Origin of the sequence: Glaciihabitans sp. dw_435 (genome assembly GCF_018449675.1) — a bacterium.
Classification (GTDB): Bacteria; Actinomycetota; Actinomycetes; order Actinomycetales; family Microbacteriaceae; genus Glaciihabitans.
This window is the reverse complement of sequence record NZ_JAAVUZ010000020.1, coordinates 11820-34063: the sequence shown is the minus strand read 5'-3', so window position 1 is coordinate 34063 and position 22244 is coordinate 11820. Positions and strand designations below refer to the sequence as shown.

Here is a 22244-nt window from a genome sequence, read left to right as displayed (position 1 = left end):
TGACACCCCCGATGCCAATGCCATCCACAACGCCACTCGATCCACCCGCTGCTTCGCCACAACTACCACCACCCTCACTAGAGGTGTTGCAACGACGACTTGAAATCACCCCCGCAGGACCGACACTTTCCGCCATCACGCTGCTTCACCTGGGTGCGAACCTGCGGCCGCAGACCGCGCCCCAACGCTTCGTAGCCTCCGATCAGAAGAAACGCCCCGCGCGTCTGCACCGCGGCGGCCACGTCAGGGTCGTCGATTCGACCGTCCCGAAAAACTCGCCGCATATACCGAACAGTGCTCGCAATCTCGGAGCACCAGCTGGAGCAAAACAGGCCTTCGACGTCGTCGGCGAGAAGTTCCAGACAGTTGGCGCAGTGGTCGTCCAACAAGTAGGAGCTGGTCGGCACATCAACCACGAAGGGCGGCTCTCTCATATCCGTAACGACAGAGCGAACCACCGTCAGATGGTCCTGCGGGTGTGCCGCAATTATCCGGCGTGTCTTCCGTTGACGAAATCCGAACCCATGTTCATCTGATCATCTCCTCAATGAGAATCCGTTCCGCCGTCAATGGGGCGATAAACGCCGGTGATCTGCTTTGCAGTGGATGACCTGGCACAATCCACCCCTCAAGGTGAGGATGATTCTCCTTGCAACTAGAAACGAGGCAGCTTCAGCTCACCGAGGTTCAAGCGGACGACGTTCGCCGACACTTCGGCAGCTGAGCGCGACTTCTAGCCCCTCGTGGCCAGGGGCAGCCCGTTCACCAAAAGCTGTCCCATCCTGAGTCGAAAGCCGCGCGCAACTCTGCAACTGCAGATTCGCCATAGGCGCTTCGAGGGTTGTCCCCCATGACAAGTGACCAAAGTCGGGTAGGACTTAACGTTCCGCGGGGAGCGCCCTTATCACTCTGGGCTGACGCGGCGTCTGCCCCAGGTCGAAGGCCTTCATTATGTCCAGCGACGGTAGGTCGTCAGTGATATCTGGACGGTCCGTCACTGCGGGCCCGTGGCGGTCGGTTGCTGCAGTGAGATCGGATCGCTGCCTGACACGAAGACTAATTCGTCCGGTCTCAGGGTCAGGAACTTGGAGTGGGCGGTGACTCCGCTCAGATGCAAGAGGACTTTCCCGTTGGATGACTCAATCGCTGCCAGGCGTCCGAAGGTAATCCGACCGTCGAAGTGGTCGTAACCGAATGAGGAGCCGATGAATGACGCGTTTAGGTCGTCCGCGGCGACAGCATGGGCGGTCGGGTCTTCTGCGGCCTTTTTGCGTTCACCCTCAGCGTGCCGAATGTTGGAGTCGCCGACGAATTGGTGAAGGGCCTGAAATCCCTCAAAGACCGTGGCCATCGTGCCGGACGCATCACCGCAGATAAGGGCTATTTTGCAAACCTGCTCCCCGAAACCCTGATGTTCCCAGTCCGCGCGCTCCCATATGAACCGGTATTCGACTATTACAAGAACCGCCTTGGCCTTCAGGGCGGGCAGCGCGGCGCGCTACTTGTCGAAGGCGCCTACCTGTGCCCAGCAACGCCACCCCGGCTCATTGAAGCAAACATCACCTATGTGAAGAAGGAAGAGAAGAACAAGGACCTCGCCGAGAAGCGCGGCAGTTGGCGTGGACTCGGAATGACCCAGGAAGACAAGGACGCCCGAGACTCCCTACTAGCGACGCGGGAAAAATACCGGCTAAAGCAGAAGATGGCGGCCAACGTCGACGGCGACGTCAAGATGATGTGCCCCGCCGAAGGACCAAGCCCCACGGTCAACTGTCCATGGAAGACCCCTCACCCGGACGCGTCCACCAACCCGAAGATGGTCAACGCCCGCGAAGACATCATCGACCTTCCCATCGTGAAGCACGACGTGTGCGCCAAACACGTCGTGACCATGACGCTCCAAGACGAATCCCGTTGGGTTCAAAAACTCCCCTACAAAGGAGAGGAATGGCAGCAGACATACGGCACCGACCGCAACGTCGTCGAAGGCTTCAACGCCTATATAAAGGACACCGGACGAGAGAACCTCGAGCAGTCCGGCAGCCGACGCATGCGCGGCCTCACCGCCCAGCAATTCATCGTCACATTCCTGCTCGTCTCTGCCAACATGCGGAAGATCTACTCCGACTTTCGCGACGTCGACAAGCCAGAACACCAACGCACACCGCGTAAGCGCCGTCGCCGCGGCCACCTGACGCTGGGAAAGTACGTGACCAGGCTCACCCAGCAGGTCAACGAATACAACGAGGGACTGCGCCTCGACAACCTCAACCTGACCATGCGAACATAAACCGACTCGCATCCCCCGATTTGACCTTTATTTTCTTCTGGCATTCTCCGACGATTCGTCGCGCCCCCAAGCGGGGGCGTGGATCGGCGGAGCTTTGGCGTGCCCGAAAACGGAGCGCCGACCGCATGCCGCGACGAAGATGACCTGTTCAAGGCGCAACAAGACGTCGGACCACTTGAAATAGTGGCTAAAAGCCGCCGGAAACAAAAGAAAGGCCGCTGGATGACCAGCGGCCTTACTTTTTTGGGGAGTTGTGAGAACAAAACCCTTGGGTTTTGAGAACAACCCCCCTCGGTGCGCGAGGGGGGACTTGAACCCCCATGCCCTTTCGGGCACACGGACCTGAACCGTGCGCGTCTGCCAATTTCGCCACTCGCGCGTACCTGCCGACGCTTGCGCGCCAACCAAGCGAGATTATCACAGGCGCGCCTCCCCAACGAACATCGGGCATAGCGCATGGCGCGGCGCAACAGTACAGCGGCGCCGTGTACTGTCAATTGGCGGCAACCGGCCTCTTGGATGCTCAGGGCATCCTGCGGTGAGCCGACTAACATCGTCTGAAAACATTCGGCGAGACGGGGAGATCCTTGGGCCTTCTGGATAGCTTTGAGCGAGGTCTTGAGCGGGCAGTTAACGGTGCCTTCGCCAAGACCTTCAAGAGTGGACTCCAGCCGGTTGAAATCACGAGCGCTCTGCGCCGCGAGCTCGACACGCGTGCATCCGTTGTTTCACGCGACCGGATTCTGGTTCCCAACAAGTTCACGGTGCGCCTCAGCCGCGCCGACTATGACCGCATGACCGCCATCGGTCCCGCCCTGATCGACGAACTGACCGGACTCGTGCAGCAGCACGCGACCGCTCAGCGTTACTCCTTCTCCGGCGGCATCTCCATCAAGCTCTCGCCCGACGACAAGCTCAGCCAGGGCATGATCGAAATCGAGTCCGTCAACGTCAAGGGCACCGTTGCCTGGACCCCGGTCGTGGATATCGACGGCCGGAGGCATCCGCTCACCAAATCCCGCACCATTATTGGGCGCGGCTCCGAGGCTGACATCACCGTCAACGACACCGGAACGTCGCGCAAACACGTCGAGATCCTGTGGGACGGCGCCCGCGCTCAGGTCAACGACCTCGGCTCCACCAACGGGTCGAAGCTCAACGGCCAGCCCGTCAGCAAAGCGCCGCTCGAACCGGAATCGGTCATCGAAATCGGTCGAACCCGTATTGTGTTCCGCGTGCTCGCCCAATCCGCAGACGTCGACCAGTTTTCCGACCTTCGAATCGACGAAGGCTGGGAGAAGTAATGAGTGACCTCACCCTGCTCATCCTCCGCCTGGTTTTCCTCGTGGTGCTGTGGGCCTTCGTTTTCGCTGTCGTCTATGCGCTGCGCTCCGACCTGTTCGGCCAGAAAGTACGCAGGCAGGCAGCGGATGCCGCGGCCGCGAACCCATTCCCATCGTCCCCGGTAGCTGCAGCCCCCGTTGCGCCCGTACAGGTTCCGCTGCCGGTGCCCAACGACGCGCCCACGGCCGCCGTTCGCCCCATGACGCCAACCCCCGGTGGACCCGCAACGCGCCTGATCATCACGGGCGGTCCCAAGGAGGGACTGGAGATCGAACTCCCCCGCGAGCAGCTCACCATCGGTCGCTCGAGCGAGTCGGGTCTTGTGATCCGCGATGACTACACCTCGACGCACCACGCACGCCTGATGATGTGGAACAACGCCTGGGTCGTGCAGGACCTCGATTCCACCAACGGCACCTACCTCGACGGCACCCGCGTCACCGTGCCCACGCCCATTCCCATGAACACCCCGATCAAAATCGGCACAACGAGCTTCGAACTCCGGCGGTAGGCATGTCCACACCCGGAAAAAGCGCCGCCGTCTCCCACGTCGGAAAGATTCGCGCTAATAACCAAGACAGCGCGTACGCGGGAAAGTACCTCTTTGTCGTCGCCGACGGCATGGGCGGTCACGCCGGTGGCGACGTCGCCTCCGCCATCGCGGTCAACCGCATCGCCGAGGTCGACCGCGAGTTCCCTTCCGCCCGCGATGCCGAGTTCGCGCTGCAGACGGCACTCCTCGCCGCCAACACGCTCCTGGCCGAGACCGTCTTCGAGCACAACGAGCTCACCGGCATGGGAACCACCGTCAGCGGCTTCCTGCGCGTCGGTCACCAGATCGCCATCGCCCACATCGGCGATTCCCGCATCTACCTGCTTCGTGACGGTAACTTCGAGCAGATCTCTGCCGATCACACCTTCGTCCAGCGCCTGGTCGATAGCGGCCGCATCACGCCAGAGGAGGCGGCGGTGCATCCACGCCGCTCCGTTCTTATGCGCGTTCTCGGCGACGTCGACGCGGCACCCGAGATCGACACGACCATCCTCGACACCCTTCCCGGCGACCGCTGGCTACTGTGCTCCGACGGACTGAGCAGCTACGTCGCCGACGACAAGCTGCACAACGTGCTCGCGAACGTTCCCACCGCGAAGGAAGCCGCCGAGCGCCTCGTCAAGGAGAGCCTCGACCAGGGCGCACCCGACAACGTGACCGTGGTCGTTGTCGATATCGATGAGACGGATGACTCGTCCCACACGCCCCCCATCACCGTTGGTTCCGCGGCGACGCCCCTCTCGTTCGACAGCGACAGCAACCGTCGCCCGCTGCGCCTTCCCACGCTTCTGCTCCACCCGCTCAAGGCCACGCAGCCCGACCCGAGTCACTTCGAGCCCGAGTCCGACGAGTACCTCGACGAACTGATCCTCGAGGACCGTCGACGCGCGCGTCGACGCCGCATCACCTGGCTCGTCGCGATCTCCGTCGCCATCATCGCGATCGCCGCCGGCATTGTGCTGGGCTACCAGTGGACGCAGTCGCACTACTTCGTCGGCAGCGACAACGGCACTGTCGCGATCTTCCGCGGCGTGCAGCAGAACCTCGGCCCGATCTCGCTGTCGAGCGTCTACCAGACGACCACGATCAGCATCGATACCTTGCCTGCCTTCACGCAGACCAGCGTCGAGTCCACGATCAGCGCCACTGACCTCGAGCAGGCCCGCGCCATAGTCGAACGGTTGGCCGATGCCGTCACGCAGTAACAGCGACACGGCCCAGCAGATCCCGATCGACGCAGGGCCCCGCGCCAACTTCACCGAGAGCATCCGCATCAAGCTTCGGGTGCCGGCCCGGCTGCGCAACCTTGAGCTTCTGCTCCTGCTGCTGGCATTTGTCATCGACGCGGGGGCTGTCGCGCTCGTGCAGTTCGGTGCACTGGGCGGAATTCACACGAGCATCTTCTATTTGCTCGCCGCCCTCGGCATCCTCATCCTTGTCCTGCACTTCGTCCTGCGCGTCGTGGCAACCAACGCCGACCCGCTGATTCTTCCGATCATCACGGTGCTCAACGGTCTCGGCATTGCGATGATTTACCGCCTGGACCTCGCCCGCGGCGTTGACAAGATGCAGGGCGATGGCGAACGCCAGATCATCTGGACCGCGCTCGCGATCGTCCTCGCGTTGCTGGTCATCGTCGTCATCCGCAATCACCGCGTGCTGCAGCGCTACCGCTACGTCGCCATGTTCAGCGGAATCGTGCTGCTTCTGCTGCCGATGATCCCCCACCTTGGGCACACCATCAACGGCGCCCGCCTGTGGATCCGCATCTTCGACTTCACCTTCCAGCCCGGTGAGCTCGGCAAGATCGCCCTCGCCATCTTCTTCGCCGGCTACCTGGTGACGGCCCGCGACTCCCTGTCGATGGTGGGAACGAAAGTGCTCGGGATGACCCTGCCCCGGGCTCGCGACCTGGGGCCGATCCTCGTCGTGTTTGCTGCATCCATGGCGGTGCTGATCTTCCAGAAGGACCTCGGCACCTCGCTGCTGTACTTCGGACTGTTCCTCGTCATGATTTACGTCGCCACGGGGCGCGCCAGCTGGATCGTTCTCGGTCTCGGCATGTTCGCCGTGGGCGCCCTCGTCGCCAACCAGCTGCTGAGCTACGTCAACGGGCGCATCACCGGCTGGCTCGACGCCTTCAGCCCCGAGTACTACGACAAGGAGGGCGGCAGCTTCCAGCTCGTACAGGGACTGTTCGGCCTTGCCCACGGTGGAATCATCGGCACGGGGCTGGGCTCAGGGCGTCCCGATCTGACCCCGCTGGCCAGCAGCGACTACATCATCTCGGCGCTCGGTGAAGAACTGGGACTCGTGGGTCTCTTCGCAATCCTCGCGCTCTACCTGCTCTTCGTCTCCCGCGGCTTCCGCATCGGTTTCGCCGGCCAGGATGACTTCGGTCGCCTGCTCGCAGTCGGGCTCTCGTTCGTCATCGCCCTCCAGGTTTTCATCGTCATCGGCGGCGTCACCCGTGTGATCCCTCTGACCGGCCTGACCACCCCCTTCCTTGCCGCCGGTGGTTCATCGCTGGTCGCCAACTGGATCATCGCCGCGCTTCTGCTGCGGCTGTCCGACAGTGTCCGCAGCCAGCCGAGAGCGGTCATCGAATAATGAACAAAGAACTCCGTCGTATCAGCACAGTCGTGCTGCTGATGTTTGTCGCCCTGTTCGTCTCGACGTCGATCATTCAGGTCTTCTCGAGCGACACCCTCAAGGCCGACTCGCGTAACACGCGCACCCGCATCGACTCCTATTCCGCGGAACGCGGTCCGATTCTCGTCGACGGCAAGGTCATCGCCGAGTCGACGCCGTCCGACGACATCTACAAGTTCCAGCGTGTCTACAGCCAGCCCAAGTTGTACGCACCGGTCACCGGCTACTTCACGCAGAACCAGCTCAACCCCGGCATCGAGGGCGCGCTCAACGACTACCTCAGCGGTACCGCCAACGCCCAGTTCCTCGACAACCTCACCAGCATCGTCACCGGCCAGGACCCCAAGGGCGCCGCGGTGGAACTCACCCTGGATCCGGCCGTTCAGAAGGCCGCCTATGACGCACTCGGCAGCAACCGGGGTGCGGTGGTGGCCATCGAGCCGAAGACCGGCAAGATCCTCGCGATGGTGTCCAAGCCCAGCTTCGATCCGAACACCCTCGCCGTGCACGACAACGCGTCGTTCTTCTCGACCTACGACAAGCTGACCGCCGACCCGAACACCCCGCTCATCAACCGGGCCATCGCCGGCGACCTGTATGCGCCGGGTTCGGTGTTCAAGGTGCTCATGGCCTCCGCCGCGATCGACAGCGGAAAGTTCACGAAGGACAGCGCCTTCCCCAACCCGGCCCAGTTGCCCCTCGCCGAGAGCACCTCGACGATCTCCAACTCCACCGGCGCAACCTGCGGTCCCGGCAAGACGGCGACGATCGCCACGGCGCTCCGCCTCAGCTGCAACACGATCTTTGCCCAGGTCGGCACGGGCCTCGGCGAGAGCACCATCGCCGACTACGCGCAGCGCTTCGGGTTCGGCGAAAAGCTCGAGATTCCCCTCGCCGTCACGCCGAGCGTCTACCCCAGCGGGCTCGACGCGCCCCAGCTGCAGCTGACGTCGTTCGGCCAGGGTTCCGATCGTGTAACACCTTTGCAAATTGCGATGCTCTCATCGACCGTTGCCAACGATGGTGTACTCATGAAACCCAACCTCGTCGAGAGCATCACAACCCCGGATCTAAAGCCCATCCAGAGCTTTAACCCCGAGGTGTGGAAGACCCCGATCAGCGAGAGCACGGCCGCAACCATGACCGCGCTCATGGTCGACGACGTGGCCAACGGCGCAGCGAGTAATGCGAGAATAAGTGGAGTCGAGGTCGCGGGTAAGACCGGAACAGCGGAGAACGGCGAGGGCGAGCCATACACCCTCTGGTTCACCGGCTTTGCCCCAGCAAATGACCCCAAGGTCGCGGTCGCAGTCGTTGTTGAGAACGGCGGAGGGCAAGGGCAAGACTCCTTCGGCAACGCCATTGCAGCTCCCATCGGCAAGTCAGTTATAGAGGCGGTGCTTAACAAATGAGACCCAGTAGCGGCCTCACATTCGGCGGCAGATACCAGCTGTCCAGTCGTGTCGCCATCGGCGGCATGGGCGAGGTCTGGCAAGCGACAGACCTGGTCATCGGACGCACCGTAGCCATCAAGATCTTGAAGGACGAGTACCTCGGTGATCCCGGGTTCCTCGAGCGTTTCCGCGCGGAAGCGCGTCACGCCGCACTCGTCAACCACGAGGGCATCGCCAACGTCTTCGACTACGGCGAGGAAGACGGCAGCGCCTACCTCGTGATGGAACTCGTTCCCGGCGAAGCGCTCAGCACCATCCTCGAGCGCGAGCGTGTGCTCTCGACCGATCGTGTCCTCGACATCGTCGCGCAGACCGCTCTGGCCCTCCACGCCGCGCACTCCGCGGGGCTCGTCCACCGCGACATCAAGCCCGGCAACCTGCTGATCACGCCCGACAACCGCGTGAAGATCACCGACTTCGGTATCGCCCGCATTGCCGACCAGGTCCCGCTCACCGCGACCGGCCAGGTCATGGGAACCGTGCAGTACCTGTCTCCCGAGCAGGCAAGCGGCCACCCGGCGTCGCCGACGACCGACATCTATTCCCTCGGAATCGTGGCCTACGAGGCTCTCGCCGGACGGCGCCCCTTCACGGGTGAGTCGCAGGTCGCCATCGCGATGGCGCAGATCAACGAGGCTCCTCCCGAGCTGCCTGTCACGATCTCCGAGCCCGTGCGCAACCTCGTCTACTCCTGCATCGCCAAGAAGCCGGCCGAGCGCCCGGCCAGTGCTGCCCACCTCGCGCGTGCCGCGCAGGCTCTGCGACGAGGGGATGTCGCGGCTGCTGCAGCTGCGGTCCCCGCCGTCATCGGCAACAGTTCACTTGCTGCCCTGGCCGGCCCCAACTACGGGCGTCCGACCGAGGCAACCACGACCCTCCTGCCTGCCACGGCACAGCTCGCTGCCCCGACCACCCCGGTGGAGGAGCAGAAGAAGCGCAATCCGTGGACCTGGCCACTCGTGGCTCTCGTTGGACTGCTCGCGCTGGTGCTCGTGGGAACGATCATCGCCCTGCTGCTGCCCGCGTCGAACAACAACGACACCCCGGCCACCACCCCGCCGGCGCAGACCTCTTCGCCGGCAACAACGCCGAAGCCGTCGGTGACGCCCACGGAGACGAGTTCCCTCGTGCTGGTGAACGAAGACGACATTCTCGGCAAGGACCGCGCCACGGTGCTGGCCCTGCTGACCAAGATGGGGCTCAGCATGAACCCCGTGGTCGATTCACCGGCGATCTCCAAGGATGTCGTGGGCGAGGCGTACAGCGTCGATCCGATCGGCAACGTTGCCAAGGGAACCACGATCACCGTGTCGTTCTACGGCGACGTTCCCACCCCGCCGACACCGAACGCCGTCACCGGGCCCTCCGGGGACAAGGCCGCGGGCGTTCCGTTCACGGTCACCTGGAGCGCGTACAACCAGTGCCCTGCCGGCTTCAACTTCGCGGGATACAACTTCTCGATCGCGAATGGCACCGGCAGCCCGAAGAACCCGGTCGGCACCAGCGTGCGGTCCCTGTCGGTCACGCCGACCACCGCAGGGCAGGACGTCACCGTGAGTTACACGGCGCTCTGCGGATCGCTGGAGTCCGAGTCATCCGATTCCGTCAGCTTTACCGTCGCCGCCGATGTTCCCCTACCGACGGACACACCGTCGGCCGGTGATACGACGGCGCCCATCGTCGGTTAGGCACCCATTCAGGGGGCTACGGGTACACTGACAGGGCATTTGCGGGGCATCATTTGGGAGACGGATTAGTGACAGAGGTTGATGCTCGGGAGATCCACCTGCTTGCAGGTCGATACCAGGTAGGCGAGCTGATTGGGCGCGGCGGCATGGCCGACGTGCACACCGGCATCGATGCCCGCCTTGGCCGCCGTGTCGCTATCAAGCTCCTGAAGCCGTCTCTCGCCAACGACCCCGCCTTCCGTACCCGCTTCCGTCGCGAGGCGCAGGAAGCCGCCAAGATGGCGCACCCGACGATCGTGCGCATTTTCGATGCAGGCGAAGAAACCGTCATGGACGCCGAGGGCTTCGAACAGCAGATCCCCTTCATCATCATGGAGTTCGTCGAGGGCCGTCTGCTGAAGGACATCCTCACCGAGCGTGGGGCGCTCCCGCCCGAGGAGGCCGTGCGCATCATCGAGCAGGTGCTCACCGCCCTCGAGTACTCGCATCGGGCCGGCGTCGTGCACCGCGACATCAAACCCGGCAACATCATGATCACCACGGCCGGTCAGGCCAAGGTCATGGACTTCGGTATCGCCCGGGCAATCTCCGACTCATCCGCCACCATCGCCGAAACGAGCGCGATCGTCGGCACCGCGCAGTACTTCTCTCCCGAGCAGGCGCGAGGCGAGGCCGTCGACGCCCGCACCGACCTCTACTCCACCGGAGTTGTGCTTTTCGAACTGCTGACCGGGCTTGCCCCGTTCCGCGGTGAGAACCCCGTCGCCGTGGCGTACCAGCACGTCAACCAGAACCCCGCGGCTCCCAGCTCGCTCAACCCGAAGATCTCCCCCGCACTCGATGCGGTGGTGCTGCGTGCCCTGTCGAAGGACCGCTTCACGCGCTTCCAAACCGCGAGCGAGTTCCGCATCGACGTGGAAGCCGCCGGCAACGGAGAGATCCCGACCCTGAAGTCGAAGCCCGTCGTGGTGAAGGATCCCGCGGCCGCACTGTTCGGCGTGAACCCGCAGTCCGCCAACGGTACCGACGCGACAATCCGGCAGCTCACCGTGGATGAAGACTCCCGCATCACCCGCACCCAGACGCGACCGCCCGTCGCCTGGATCTGGGCCGGCGTGCTCGTGATGGGCGTCATCATCTTCGCGGTTCTCTATTGGTCGACGCACATCCCGACGAGTTCGTTCACCAACAACCTCAGCGTGAGCGTTCCGAAGGTTGTCGGCGAGACGTTCAAGGATGGTTCGACCGAACTCACCAACGCCCAGCTCGTCCCGCAGCAGTACAGCGAACCCAGCGACTCCGTTCCGGCGGATTCCATCATTCGCACCGTGCCCGAGGCGGGTACCCCCGTCAGCGCCCAGCAGGTCATCAAGGTGTACGTGTCGACCGGAAAGGTCACGGTCGCCGTTCCTCAGCTCAATGGCGTGTCCGTCACCAAGGCACAACAGACACTGACCGCCCAGCAGTTCGTGGTGGGGACAATCACGCACCAGGACTCCCCGAGCACCAAGAAGGACATCGTCATCAGCACGACACCCGCGGGTGGCTTCATGGGGTCCAGCGGAGACCGCGTGGACATCTTCGTCTCGACCGGCAAGGTCCACATCCCCAGCGTCGTCGGGCTCTCCGCCGCCGACGCCGGCAGCAAACTCAGTAACCTGCAGCTCGAGGTGCAGACAACGGCAAACTACGGATGTACCGGCAACAAGGTGACGAGCCAGTCACTGCCCGAGGGGTCCGCGAAGCAGAAGTCGAAGATCGAGATCGGAATCTGCGCGGGCTGACCTACTGGTCGAGGCTCGCCATCGGCGTCAGCCGGGTTGCCAGCGACCGCGCGCCCGGCAGGCCCGCTTCGGACAGCCAGTTGCCGATCATCGTGTAACCGCCCTGCGTCAGCACCGATTCCGGGTGGAACTGCACCCCGAAGACCGGCTGCGACTCGTGCCGCAGCCCCATGATGACGCCACCCTGCGTGCGCGAGGTCACAACGAGGTTGTCCGGCACGGTCGAGTCAACGACCGCAAGCGAGTGGTACCGCGTCGCACGGAACGGCTGCGGCACGTCCTCGTAGAAAATGCTGCCGTCGTGCTCGATGAGCGACGTCTTGCCGTGCATGAGTTCTTCCGCGTGAGTTACCGTCGCCCCCATCGCCTCCGCGATGGCCTGGTGTCCGAGACACACACCCAGAAGCGGCTGACCGGATGCCACGGCCGCCGTCACCACGGGAATGGAAACTCCGGCCGCGGCAGGCGTTCCCGGGCCCGGAGACAGCAGCACAGCGTCGTAGTCCGCCACATAGGACGCCGCGTCCGCCGCGGAGAACGCATCGTTGCGCACCACAGTCGTCTCGGCGCCCAGCTGCAGGAGATATCCGTTCAGCGTGTACACAAAGCTGTCGTAGTTGTCGATTACCAGTACGTGCGTCATTTCGTTACCGTCACATCGCGCGGTGCCACGAACTGGTCAACCCAGGGAAAGACCCACTCGACCAGAGCGAACAGCACCGCTGCCAAAAGAACAAGGAGAATTACGATGCGCACCCAGATCGGTCCTGGAAGGATGCGCCATAAAGCACCGTACATTTAATTGTTCCTCGCTGCCACGGCCGCCGCGATTGCCGCGGGCGGACCGCCGGCTCGCGGGTACCAGGTGTTGTACACGCCATAGGCGATCAGACGCTCGTCAGTGGAGTAGAACGGGTTACACGTCGTCAGGGTAATGATTCGGTCTTTCGGGCTCACGTTCGGCAGCTGGGGAACGGGGTCGATCACACCAATCCCCGTCGGCAGAACATACTCCGTGCTCCGGTAGATGTAGTCGTACCAGCCGTCCTGGGTCTCTACGTAAATGTGGTCGCCGACCTCGAGCTTGTGCAGGTTCTTGAATCCTGCGCCGTACGCCAGACGATGTGATGCGATCGCGAAGTTGCCCACCTCGCCCGGCATCTGCGTACCGGGGTAGTGACCGAGACCGATCTTGTTCAGAACGTCGGTGACACCGATTCCCTCGGCGATGGTGCGCTGCCAGTGCGGACCCCAGCGGGGGACCATGAGCACGGCGAACTTTGTGGCGTTGCCGGGTGCTACCCCCACCACAGGTTTCGTGGTCTGACCTGCCGGGCCGTTCGACGGCGTGGCAGATGGAACCGTCGTTGGGGCGGTCGTCGGCGACGTCGTTGGACCGGCGGCGGCCCACTCCTGCGTCAGCGTCTCGGCGTCCTGCGTCTGGATGTTGCCCTGAATGATGTCATTGAGCCACAACTGCCAGCCGAGGAACAGCAGCACGAGCACGCCCGCGGTGATCAGCAGTTCCCCCAACACGCCCACGACGCTGATCCGGGAGCGCCGACGGCGTGGCCTGCGCGGTGGAATTTCTTCCGGCGCGTTTGCCTCGACAGTCATGACCCGATTCTAGGTGGTCATTTACCACCAAACTGATGGTCTCACCAGCCCTGAGGGGCTTCCATGCCAGCATTCAGGCTACAATTTTGGGCATGGCCCGTACATCTCCCTCCAAGTCCGAGCGTTCCAGCGAACCGCGAACTGGCGAGCAGGCTCCAAACCCCGTGTGGTTCAAGCCGGTCATGTTCTCTTTCATGCTGATCGGGCTGGTATGGATCATCGTTTTCTACGTCAGCGGAACGTCGCTGCCGATTCCCCAGCTCGGTACCCTCAACATCCTTGTCGGCTTCGGCATCATGTTCATCGGGTTCCTGATGACCACCCGCTGGCGCTGATCCCCACCTCTTAACGTGCCTTTCATCAGGCATTAAGACGTGATTCCACAGGTTGTTAACAACCTGTTAATGGATCTAATTACACCGGTGTAATTATCCCCAGTGTGGATAGACCTGTGGATAACTTTTCCACCGACGTGAGATTTGCTTAGAACAAACCGATCTTCACGAGCGCGATGATGAGGATGCCTGCTGCCGTTGCCCACAGCAGCTGTGCCTGCAGATGGGGCGCGGTCCTCGTGCGAGGCCGCAGGTAGATCACCGCGACGAGGGCACCCACCAGCAGTCCTCCAACATGCGCCTGCCACGCGATTCCGGGAACAACAAAGCCAATCCCCAGATTCAGTGCGATGACGACGATCAGCTGGGTCATGCTTCCACCCATGCGACGCTCGATCACGAAGTAGGCGCCGAGTAGGCCGAAGATGGCGCCGGATGCGCCCAGCACGGCTCCGGAGTCGAGCAGCAGTACGCCGACCGACCCACCGATACCACTGAGGAAATACAGCACCGCGAATCTCCAGTGCCCGAGCGCCTGCTCGAGGGAGGGTCCGAGCGCGTACAGCGAGTACATGTTGAAGAGGATGTGCAGAAGCGACGCGTGCGCGAACAGCGACGTCACGACCGTCCAGGGTTCGACGGTGATGAGCTGCGGGTAAAAGATCAGCCGAAGGGACAGCTCGCCGTCCACGCCACCGGTGGCCTGCTGTGCCAGAAAGACCAGGATGCAGGCCGCCATGATCGCCCAGGTAACCCCGGCCGTGGAAAGCTGCCGACGAACGCGACGACCGAACCTCGAAGACGTGTCAGACATCAGCGGAGGCGGCGTCTAGACGAGAGCGTGCGCGACAGCGATGACGATGAGCACCGCACCGAGGCCGCCCAGCAGAAGCCGCTGCTGCTGTACCTGGCTGATGCGCCGGGTTCTCACGAAGATCAGTGACGCCAGGGCGGCCGCGACGATCGCGCCAACATACCCAACCCACGCGCCGTTGTCGACGACAACGGAGTACACGAGGTACAAGCCAACCAGTATCAGGAGACCGTAGTTATTTGATCCCATGTTCCGCTGAATCACGAACATCGCGATGAGAAGACCGAAGATGGCCGAGGATGCACCCACCACCGCGCCACCGAGCAACTCGGTCGCCACGACGGCACCCAGCCCGGATAGGAAGAACAGGGCGAGGAAACGGCCGCGGCCGAGCATCGATTCCAGCGTTCGCCCGATAAAGAACAAGGCCAGAAGGTTGAACAACACGCTGATGAACGAGGTGTTCGCGAAATTCGCCGTGAAGATCGTCCACGGATACACCGCAACGCTGCCCTGGAGGTAGGCGATCGCGTAAATGGCCGTGCCGCTGATCAGGGAGATCAGGAAGCCGAGAACGGATGCACCCATCAGGGCATACGTCGCCACGGGCTTGTCGCTCGAGCTGCTCATCGCCGAGACGATGCGCGGCTTGGTGCGAGGGGCGGACTGGCGCGCTTCCCTCACACACTCGGGGCAGTGGACGCCCACCGCCGCCTGAGTTTGGCACTCTGGACAGATGGTGCGACCGCACCGCTGGCAGAGAACAAAGCTCTGGCGGTCGGGATGCCGGTAGCAGTAGTTATCGGCATTCCGAAGGGCGTCAGACACTTATACCTCGGTGACAGTAACGCTCTCGATGACAACGGGAACCAGGGGCTTGTCACGGCCATCGGTGTCCACTGCCTCGATCGCGTCGACGACTGCCTTTGACGCGTCATCGGCGACAACGCCGAAGATCGTGTGCTTGCCCTGAAGCCACTGGGTGGGAACGGTCGTGATGAAGAACTGCGAACCGTTTGTGCCCTTGCCACCCTGGGTGCCGGCGTTTGCCATGGCGAGAACGTAGGGCTCGTTGAAGTTGAGCTCGGGGTTGATCTCGTCGTCGAACGCGTAGCCGGGTCCGCCGAAGCCCTGGCCCAGGGGGTCGCCGCCCTGGAGCATGAACTGCTTGATGATGCGGTGGAAGATCACGCCGTCGTACAGCGGGTCCTTCGACACCTTTCCGGTCTCGGGGTGGGTCCACTCGATGGTGCCCTGTGCGAGGCCGACGAAGTTGGCGACGGTCTTCGGAGCGTGGTTCCCGAAGAGGTTGACGACAATGTCGCCCTTGTTCGTGTGGAAGGTGGCTACAGCGGTGTGAACAGACATGAGTCCAATTCTGCCATAGAGGCACCTGTGACTACTCTGCGCAACCCCAGCGAGTATGCAGTGACCCACTTTCTGTTTAAAAGGTAGGCGTGGCAGGATGGATGCTGTTCGCTGCATACCACCAATGGAGAGTCTCAATGGGTCTAACACGGAAGCGCAAGCGAGAGTTGAATCGACTGAAGGGGCATGCCGAAGAACTCTGGGATGACCAGAAGGAAATTCTGGAGAATGCCTCGGTCGTCGTGCGTGAAGCCAGCCGTCAGGCTGCCAACTTCGCTCGCGAAGAGGTCTCCCCTCGCGTTCGCGAAACACTGGATGAGCGGGTCAAGCCCGCAGTAACCACGGGAGTGAACGCAACGCGTCACGCCGCGTCATCCGCTAAAGAAAAGTTTGATGACTTCCTGCCTCAGGTGTCCTCGGCTCTGGGTTCGGCGCTTGCCGTACTCGAGGTTGCCAAGGACCCGCGGGTTCGCGATGTCGTCCGCAACGTCTCGGCGTCCAGCAAGAAGGTTGGACACCAGCTCGAAGACGTGAGCGCAAAGGTCAGCAAGTCCGCCTCCAAGGCGAGCAAGGCTGCCGGTAAGGCCGCGACAAAGGCGGCCGTGTCGGCACACCTGGTCAAGAAGCAGAAGTCGGGTGCCGGCCGCTACTTCCTGATCGGAATCATCGTTGTCGCCGTTGGCGCCGTCGCATACGCGGCGTACCAGACGCTGCGCGCCGATGACGACCTCTGGATCGACGAGGAAGAAGTTCCCGAGCAGGAAGCCCCCAAGCCCGTGGATGACGCGGTCTAAGGCTCCACACACGCTCTACACACAACGGCTGGCCTTCGGGCCGGCCGTTGTGTCGTTAACAGACATACGGCCCGCAGGCGACTTCCGGGGAAACAACAAAGGCCCCGGAACCGGGGCCTTGATGGTGAATCTGTGGAGCCTAGGAGAATCGAACTCCTAACCCCCGCCTTGCAAAGGCGGTGCTCTGCCAATTGAGCTAAGGCCCCGTGTGTCACGAGAAACAGTGTGACACAGGGTGGTGATGGTGGTGCAGTGGGGGTACGTGGACTTGAACCACGGACCTCTTCGTTATCAGCGAAGCGCTCTAACCGCCTGAGCTATACCCCCGCGGGCAGATACGAGAGTATCGCACCTGCCGCGAATCGTGTAATCGAGCTACTGGTTGGTGAATCCGACCAGCAATCCACCGGTGAGGCGGACGCTGAAGTTGTACAGCAAGCTGGCGATCGCGCCGAGGGCGGTGCCCACGACAACGTTCAGAAGCGCGATGATCACGGCGAAGAAGCTCACTGAGGCCAACGACAGCGTCGAGGCGATGGAGAACGTGTCTCCACCGAGAACGGAGTTCAGAAGGCCGTCTATGTTGCCAAAGACACCGGTGCCGTCGAGAACGATCCAGATCAGGATCGCTGCGACCACCAGCACGATGCCCGCGGAGACCGCGATGAGGAATGACAGCTTGACCATCGACCAGAAGTCGACGTACACAAGCTTCAACCGCACTTGCTTGGTGGGCGCTGGTCGCTGCGTCTTACGCTGCAGCTTTTCGGCGACGCTACTCATCTATCGGTTCGTCCTTTCCAGGGGCCTCGACGTCGGCAGGAGCGATTTCTTCGCCCTGCGCGTCGATTTCCTGACTCTCTAGGTTACGTTCACTGTTCTTTGCGACCGCGATGATTCTGTCGTCGTCGGCGAACCGGGCAAATACGACGCCCATGGTGTCTCGACCCTTGGCCGGTACCTCGGCCACCGCAGAGCGTACCACCTTGCCGCTGGCGAGAACCACAAGGACCTCGTCCTCGTCGTCAACGATCAGCGCGCCGGCGAGATCGCCACGAGCCTCCTGCAACTTGGCGACCTTGATACCAAGACCACCACGTCCCTGCACGCGATACTGGTCGGCCGCGGTGCGCTTGGCGAAGCCACCCTCGGTCACGACGAATACATATCCACTATCGGAGACTACGCTCGCGTCGAGCAGCTGGTCGTCATCCCTGAAGTGCATACCGATCACTCCAGAGGTTGATCTTCCCATGGGGCGAAGTGCCGCGTCCGAGGACGTGAACCGGATCGACATGCCCTTGCGGGAGACCAGGAGAAGGTCCTGATCCTCGTCGACGAGCATGGCCGACACGAGCTCGTCGCCCTCGCGCAGGTTGATGGCGATGATGCCACCCGTGCGGTTGGTGTCGTACTCGTCGAGAGCCGTCTTCTTGATCAGGCCGTCACGCGTGGCGAGCACGAGGTACTTGGCGGCGGCGTAATCGCGGATGTCCAGAACCTGGGCCACCTGCTCGTCCGGCTGCAGCGCCAGGAGGTTCGCCAGGTGCTGGCCCTTGGCGTCACGCCCGGCTTCCTGTACCTCGTAGGTCTTAGCGCGCAACACGCGCCCCGTGTTGGTGAAGAACAGCAGCCAGTGGTGCGTGGTGGTGACGAAGAAGTGCTCGACAACGTCATCCGCTCGCAGCTGTGCGCCCTTGACGCCCTTACCACCGCGGTGCTGGCTGCGGTAGTTGTCGCTGCGGGTGCGCTTGACGTATCCACCGCGGGTGATGGTGACCACCATCTCCTCTTCGGGGATGAGATCTTCCACGCTCATGTCGCCGTCGAAGCCGAACATGATCTCGGTGCGACGGTCGTCACCAAACTTGGTCACGATGTCGGTGAGTTCTTCGCTGACGATCTCGCGCTGGCGGGCGGGGGTGGCGAGGATGTGGTTGTACTCCGCGATGCGGGTCTCGATCTCGGTCGCCTCGTCGACGATCTTCTGTCGTTCGAGGGCGGCCAGACGACGAAGCTGCATGTCGAGGATGGCACGTGCCTGAAGATCATCGATCGTCAGGAGTTCCATCAGTCCCTCGCGGGCCGCGTCACTGTCGGCGCTGCGACGGATGAGCGCGATGACCTCATCGAGCGCGTCGAGCGCCTTGAGGTACGCACGCAGGATGTGCATGCGCTCCTCCGCCTTGCGCAGACGGAACTGCGTGCGGCGAACGATGACGTCGATCTGGTGTTCGATCCAGTTCGTGATGAAGCCATCGATGGGAAGCGTGCGCGGGATGCCATCGACGATCGCCAGCATGTTGGCGCCGAAGTTGTCCTGCAGCTGCGTGTGCTTGTAGAGGTTGTTGAGTACGACCTTGGCGACCGCGTCACGCTTGAGAACGACAACGAGACGCTGGCCAGTGCGACCGGATGTCTCGTCCCGGATGTCAGCGATTCCACCGACCTTGCCCTCCTTGACGAGCTCCGCGATCTTCAGCGCGAGGTTGTCAGGGTTGACCTGGTACGGAAGCTCGGTGACGACGAGGCAGGTGCGACCCTGCAGCTCCTCGACACTGACAACGGCACGCATCGTGATGGAACCACGACCGGTGCGGTAGGCGTCCTGGATTCCCTTGACGCCGAGAATCTGCGCGCCCGTGGGGAAGTCCGGGCCCTTGATGCGGTGGATGAGCGCTTCGAGGAGCTCTTCGCGCGAGGCATCCGGATTCTGCAACGCCCACAGGGCGCCGTCGGCGACCTCGCGGAGGTTGTGCGGCGGGATGTTCGTCGCCATTCCCACGGCGATACCGACGGATCCGTTGACGAGAAGGTTCGGGAAGCGGCTGGGCAGGACGATGGGTTCCTGCGTCTTGCCGTCATAGTTGTCCTGGAAATCGACGGTTTCTTCGTCGATGTCGCGGACCATTTCCATGGCGAGCGGTGCCATCTTGGTCTCGGTGTACCGGGGGGCTGCAGCGCCGTCGTTGCCGGCGGAACCGAAGTTTCCCTGGCCGAGGGCGAGCGGGTAGCGCAGGCTCCACGGCTGCACGAGGCGCACAAGGGCGTCGTAGATCGACGCGTCACCGTGAGGATGGAACTGGCCCATGACCTCACCGACGACACGGGTGCACTTGTTGAAGCCCTTGTCGGGACGGTAACCGCCGTCGTACATTGCGTAGATCACGCGACGGTGCACGGGCTTGAGACCGTCACGCACGTCGGGCAACGCGCGGCCGACGATAACGCTCATCGCGTAGTCGAGGTACGACCGCTGCATCTCGAGCTGCAGGTCTACCTGGTCGACCTTGTCGTGACGGTCGTCGACGACCGCCTTGTCGAAGGTCGGTTCTGCTGGGGTGACGCCTTCCGGCGTTTCTTCGTCAGCCATGTTCTCTATTCCGGTCTGATGTGGTTCACGGACGCTGGGGATGGCGGGCGCAGTGGCGCCCGCCGGTGAGCGTTAGTTAGATATCGAGGAAGCGAACGTCTTTAGCGTTGCGCTGGATGAAGCTGCGGCGAGACTCGACGTCTTCGCCCATCAGCGTCGAGAAGATCTCGTCCGCGGCAGCAGCATCGTCGAGCGTTACCTGAAGCAGCGTGCGCGTAGCCGGGTCCATCGTGGTTTCCCACAGCTCGGTGTAGTCCATCTCTCCGAGACCCTTGTAACGCTGGATGCCGTTGTCCTTCGGGATGCGCTTGCCAGCCGCGAGGCCACTCTCCATGAGCACGTCGCGCTCACGGTCGCTGTACACGAACTGGTGCTCGGCGTTCGTCCACTTGAGACGGTAGAGCGGGGGCTGCGCGAGGTACACGTACCCGTGATCGATCAGCGGGCGCATGTACCGGAACAGCAAGGTCAGCAGCAGCGTCGTGATGTGCTGACCGTCGACGTCGGCATCGGCCATCAGCACGATCTTGTGGTACCGCGCCTTGCTCGGGTCGAAGTCTTCGCCGACACCCGCGCCGAACGCGGTGATCATTGCCTGAACTTCGGCGTTGGCGAGAGCGCGATCCAGTCGCGCCTTCTCGACGTTGAGGATCTTGCCGCGCAGCGGCAGAATCGCCTGGAACTCCGGGTTACGACCCTGCACGGCGGAACCGCCTGCGGAGTCACCCTCAACGATGAAGATCTCGGATAGCGACGGGTCCTTGCTGGAGCAGTCGCGAAGCTTGCCGGGCATGCTGTTGGACTCGAGAAGTCCCTTACGACGGGTCTGCTCGCGCGCCTTGCGGGCGGCCAGGCGTGCCTGCGATGCCTGAATCGCCTTGCGGATAACGTCGCGCGCCTGGGTCGGGTTCTTGTCGAACCAGTCACCGAGCTGGGCACCGGCGACGCGCTGCACGAACGCCTTCGCTTCAGTGTTACCGAGCTTGGTCTTCGTCTGGCCTTCGAACTGCGGTTCGGCGAGCTTGACGGAGATGACCGCGGTCAGTCCCTCGCGCACGTCATCACCGGTGAGGTTCTCGTCCTTCTCCTTGATGATGTTCTTCTCACGCGCGTACTTGTTGACAAGGGTCGTCAATGCGGCACGGAAGCCCTCTTCATGGGTTCCACCCTCGTGCGTGTTGATCGTGTTCGCGTAGGTGTGCACGCTCTCGGTGTAGGCGGTCGTCCATTGCATGGCGACCTCGAGCGAGATCTTGCGATCGTCAGCTTCGGACTCGAATGCGATCACGTCGGGGTGGACGAGGTCCGCCTTCTTCGCGCTGTTGAGGTACTGCACGTAGTCGACGAGACCCTTTTCGTACATGTAGCTCTCGACGACATCTTCTTCGCCGCGCTCGTCGGTGACCGTGAGACGAAGTCCCTTGTTAAGGAACGCCATCTGCTGGAAGCGCGCGCGAAGAGTCTCGTAGTCAAACTCGACGGTCTCGAAGATTTCGGTGCTCGGCCAGAAGGTCGTCGTCGTTCCGGTCTCGTTCGAGCTCTCGCCCTTTTCGAGAGGCGCGACGGGCACACCATTCTTGAAGCTCATTCGCCACACGGCACCCTGGCGGCGAACCTCGACATCGAGTTCGCTCGACAGTGCGTTGACAACGGAACTACCCACACCGTGGAGTCCACCGGAGACGGAGTATCCGCCGCCGCCGAACTTTCCTCCGGCGTGCAGGATCGTCATGACGACCTCGACGGTCGACTTGTTTTCCTGCAGGTTGATATCGACGGGGATGCCTCGACCATTGTCAGACACCCGCACCGAGCCATCCTTGCGAATGGAAATCTGGATGAAGTCGCAGTATCCGGCGAGGGCCTCATCTACCGAGTTGTCCACAATCTCGTATACGAGGTGGTGCAACCCGCGGGGGCCGGTCGAGCCGATGTACATACCTGGGCGCTTGCGAACAGCCTCGAGACCCTCAAGGATCTGGATCTGGTCTGCGCCGTAGCTTTCGTCAGGAGCCTTGCGTGCCGCTCGCGCCGGAACCTGCGCCTCTGGCGCGGTCTCCGGAATCTCGGGGGTTACTTCTGGCAGGTCCTCTGTTGATTCCGGTGACATCTGAAATTAGGCTCCTGCCGCATTGGTTAATCGTGCTATTCGGGAGAATTGTCCGATACAGGACGTTT

19 protein-coding genes and 3 tRNA genes are annotated in these 22244 nt (G+C 62.6%); 11 read left to right on the top strand and 11 right to left on the bottom strand.

Annotated elements, in window-relative coordinates; all coding sequences use genetic code 11:
- A partial coding sequence (locus HB677_RS16470) for a hypothetical protein (RefSeq protein WP_213816825.1) occupies positions 1–536 on the top strand: 536 nt, incomplete at its 5' end.
- A gap of 704 nt (positions 537–1240) precedes the next feature.
- Positions 1241–2290 carry a hypothetical protein gene (locus HB677_RS16465; RefSeq protein ID WP_213816824.1) on the top strand — a complete coding sequence of 350 codons (1050 nt, stop codon included), beginning with the start codon at positions 1241–1243 and terminating at the stop codon, positions 2288–2290.
- A 295-nt stretch (positions 2291–2585) separates the two neighbouring features.
- Here the strand turns inward: HB677_RS16465 and HB677_RS16460 are convergent.
- Positions 2586–2669: transfer RNA gene (locus tag HB677_RS16460), tRNA-Leu, on the bottom strand.
- Positions 2670–2877: 208 nt separating this feature from the next.
- Between HB677_RS16460 and HB677_RS16455 the strand changes: the two genes are divergently transcribed.
- The 7 genes from HB677_RS16455 (at position 2878) to pknB (ending at position 11765) form a co-directional block, all read left to right on the top strand.
- On the top strand, positions 2878–3594 hold the full coding sequence (locus HB677_RS16455; RefSeq protein WP_213816823.1) for a DUF3662 and FHA domain-containing protein: 717 nt from the start codon (positions 2878–2880) through the stop codon (positions 3592–3594).
- On the top strand, positions 3594–4145 hold the full coding sequence (locus HB677_RS16450; RefSeq protein ID WP_213816822.1) for an FHA domain-containing protein: 552 nt from the start codon (positions 3594–3596) through the stop codon (positions 4143–4145). The genes HB677_RS16455 and HB677_RS16450 overlap by 1 nt, the downstream gene beginning before the upstream one ends.
- 2 nt (positions 4146–4147) lie before the next feature.
- Positions 4148–5392, top strand: a complete 1245-nt coding sequence (locus tag HB677_RS16445) for a PP2C family serine/threonine-protein phosphatase (RefSeq protein WP_213816821.1) — start codon at positions 4148–4150, stop codon at positions 5390–5392.
- Complete coding sequence (locus tag HB677_RS16440; protein WP_213816820.1) at positions 5376–6797, top strand: FtsW/RodA/SpoVE family cell cycle protein; 1422 nt, start codon at positions 5376–5378, stop codon at positions 6795–6797. The genes HB677_RS16445 and HB677_RS16440 overlap by 17 nt, the downstream gene beginning before the upstream one ends.
- Entirely contained in the window at positions 6797–8251 is a 1455-nt protein-coding gene (locus tag HB677_RS16435) for a penicillin-binding protein 2 (protein ID WP_213816819.1), read from the top strand. Before HB677_RS16440 ends, HB677_RS16435 begins: the two co-directional genes overlap by 1 nt.
- Entirely contained in the window at positions 8248–9981 is a 1734-nt protein-coding gene (locus tag HB677_RS16430) for a serine/threonine-protein kinase (RefSeq protein ID WP_213816818.1), read from the top strand. The genes HB677_RS16435 and HB677_RS16430 overlap by 4 nt, the downstream gene beginning before the upstream one ends.
- A gap of 68 nt (positions 9982–10049) precedes the next feature.
- Positions 10050–11765 (top strand): Stk1 family PASTA domain-containing Ser/Thr kinase, encoded by a 1716-nt coding sequence (gene pknB / locus HB677_RS16425; protein WP_213816817.1) that lies wholly within the window; start codon positions 10050–10052, stop codon positions 11763–11765.
- A gap of 1 nt (position 11766) precedes the next feature.
- On the opposite strand, the gene HB677_RS16420 is transcribed toward pknB, so the two are convergent.
- Together HB677_RS16420 and HB677_RS16415 are read right to left on the bottom strand one after the other, a co-directional pair.
- Positions 11767–12408 (bottom strand): aminodeoxychorismate/anthranilate synthase component II, encoded by a 642-nt coding sequence (locus HB677_RS16420; protein ID WP_213816816.1) that lies wholly within the window; start codon positions 12406–12408, stop codon positions 11767–11769.
- Between the two features lie 155 nt (positions 12409–12563).
- A complete protein-coding gene (locus HB677_RS16415; RefSeq protein ID WP_213816815.1) occupies positions 12564–13382 on the bottom strand; it encodes a class E sortase in 819 nt (272 codons plus the stop codon).
- Between the two features lie 92 nt (positions 13383–13474).
- On the opposite strand from HB677_RS16415, the gene HB677_RS16410 reads away from it, so the two are divergent.
- Positions 13475–13717: a cell division protein CrgA gene (locus HB677_RS16410; RefSeq protein ID WP_213816814.1), complete on the top strand. Its 243-nt coding sequence runs from the start codon at positions 13475–13477 to the stop codon at positions 13715–13717.
- Positions 13718–13865: 148 nt separating this feature from the next.
- Here the strand turns inward: HB677_RS16410 and HB677_RS16405 are convergent, their stop codons facing one another.
- The 3 genes from HB677_RS16405 to HB677_RS16395 form a co-directional block, all read right to left on the bottom strand.
- Positions 13866–14531 (bottom strand): rhomboid family intramembrane serine protease, encoded by a 666-nt coding sequence (locus HB677_RS16405; protein ID WP_213816813.1) that lies wholly within the window; start codon positions 14529–14531, stop codon positions 13866–13868.
- Positions 14532–14546: 15 nt separating this feature from the next.
- Complete coding sequence (locus HB677_RS16400; RefSeq protein WP_255546693.1) at positions 14547–15161, bottom strand: rhomboid family intramembrane serine protease; 615 nt, start codon at positions 15159–15161, stop codon at positions 14547–14549.
- Positions 15162–15359: 198 nt separating this feature from the next.
- Positions 15360–15899, bottom strand: coding sequence for a peptidylprolyl isomerase (locus tag HB677_RS16395; RefSeq protein WP_213816811.1), 540 nt, complete (start codon positions 15897–15899; stop codon positions 15360–15362).
- A 137-nt stretch (positions 15900–16036) separates the two neighbouring features.
- Here HB677_RS16395 and HB677_RS16390 point away from each other — a divergent pair, with 137 nt between their 5' ends.
- Positions 16037–16693: a hypothetical protein gene (locus HB677_RS16390; protein WP_213816810.1), complete on the top strand. Its 657-nt coding sequence runs from the start codon at positions 16037–16039 to the stop codon at positions 16691–16693.
- A gap of 133 nt (positions 16694–16826) precedes the next feature.
- Here HB677_RS16390 and HB677_RS16385 read toward each other — a convergent pair.
- The 5 genes from HB677_RS16385 to gyrB form a co-directional block, all read right to left on the bottom strand.
- Positions 16827–16899: transfer RNA gene (locus tag HB677_RS16385), tRNA-Ala, on the bottom strand.
- Positions 16900–16946: 47 nt separating this feature from the next.
- A tRNA-Ile gene (locus HB677_RS16380) sits at positions 16947–17020 on the bottom strand.
- A 48-nt stretch (positions 17021–17068) separates the two neighbouring features.
- Positions 17069–17476, bottom strand: a complete 408-nt coding sequence (locus HB677_RS16375; RefSeq protein ID WP_213816809.1) for a DUF3566 domain-containing protein — start codon at positions 17474–17476, stop codon at positions 17069–17071.
- Positions 17469–20066 (bottom strand): DNA gyrase subunit A, encoded by a 2598-nt coding sequence (gene gyrA, locus HB677_RS16370; protein WP_213816808.1) that lies wholly within the window; start codon positions 20064–20066, stop codon positions 17469–17471. The genes HB677_RS16375 and gyrA overlap by 8 nt, the downstream gene beginning before the upstream one ends.
- 76 nt (positions 20067–20142) lie before the next feature.
- Positions 20143–22176 (bottom strand): DNA topoisomerase (ATP-hydrolyzing) subunit B, encoded by a 2034-nt coding sequence (gyrB, locus tag HB677_RS16365; RefSeq protein WP_213816807.1) that lies wholly within the window; start codon positions 22174–22176, stop codon positions 20143–20145.
- Positions 22177–22244: the final 68 nt, after the last annotated feature.

What these genes read in the sequence shown, in the direction of transcription:
- HB677_RS16445 (WP_213816821.1), top strand. Translation starts at nt 4,148, where the DNA reads ATGTCCACACCCGGAAAAAGCGCCGCCGTCTCCCACGTCGGAAAGATT.
- HB677_RS16440 (WP_213816820.1), top strand. Translation starts at nt 5,376, where the DNA reads ATGCCGTCACGCAGTAACAGCGACACGGCCCAGCAGATCCCGATCGAC.
- gyrA (WP_213816808.1), bottom strand. Translation starts at nt 20,066, where the DNA reads ATGGCTGACGAAGAAACGCCGGAAGGCGTCACCCCAGCAGAACCGACC.
- HB677_RS16390 (WP_213816810.1), top strand. Translation starts at nt 16,037, where the DNA reads ATGGGTCTAACACGGAAGCGCAAGCGAGAGTTGAATCGACTGAAGGGG.
- HB677_RS16415 (WP_213816815.1), bottom strand. Translation starts at nt 13,382, where the DNA reads ATGACTGTCGAGGCAAACGCGCCGGAAGAAATTCCACCGCGCAGGCCA.
- HB677_RS16400 (WP_255546693.1), bottom strand. Translation starts at nt 15,161, where the DNA reads ATGAGCAGCTCGAGCGACAAGCCCGTGGCGACGTATGCCCTGATGGGT.
- HB677_RS16375 (WP_213816809.1), bottom strand. Translation starts at nt 17,476, where the DNA reads ATGAGTAGCGTCGCCGAAAAGCTGCAGCGTAAGACGCAGCGACCAGCG.
- HB677_RS16420 (WP_213816816.1), bottom strand. Translation starts at nt 12,408, where the DNA reads ATGACGCACGTACTGGTAATCGACAACTACGACAGCTTTGTGTACACG.
- HB677_RS16430 (WP_213816818.1), top strand. Translation starts at nt 8,248, where the DNA reads ATGAGACCCAGTAGCGGCCTCACATTCGGCGGCAGATACCAGCTGTCC.
- HB677_RS16395 (WP_213816811.1), bottom strand. Translation starts at nt 15,899, where the DNA reads ATGTCTGTTCACACCGCTGTAGCCACCTTCCACACGAACAAGGGCGAC.
- HB677_RS16435 (WP_213816819.1), top strand. Translation starts at nt 6,797, where the DNA reads ATGAACAAAGAACTCCGTCGTATCAGCACAGTCGTGCTGCTGATGTTT.
- HB677_RS16465 (WP_213816824.1), top strand. Translation starts at nt 1,241, where the DNA reads ATGGGCGGTCGGGTCTTCTGCGGCCTTTTTGCGTTCACCCTCAGCGTG.
- HB677_RS16450 (WP_213816822.1), top strand. Translation starts at nt 3,594, where the DNA reads ATGAGTGACCTCACCCTGCTCATCCTCCGCCTGGTTTTCCTCGTGGTG.
- HB677_RS16410 (WP_213816814.1), top strand. Translation starts at nt 13,475, where the DNA reads ATGGCCCGTACATCTCCCTCCAAGTCCGAGCGTTCCAGCGAACCGCGA.
- gyrB (WP_213816807.1), bottom strand. Translation starts at nt 22,176, where the DNA reads ATGTCACCGGAATCAACAGAGGACCTGCCAGAAGTAACCCCCGAGATT.
- HB677_RS16405 (WP_213816813.1), bottom strand. Translation starts at nt 14,531, where the DNA reads ATGTCTGACACGTCTTCGAGGTTCGGTCGTCGCGTTCGTCGGCAGCTT.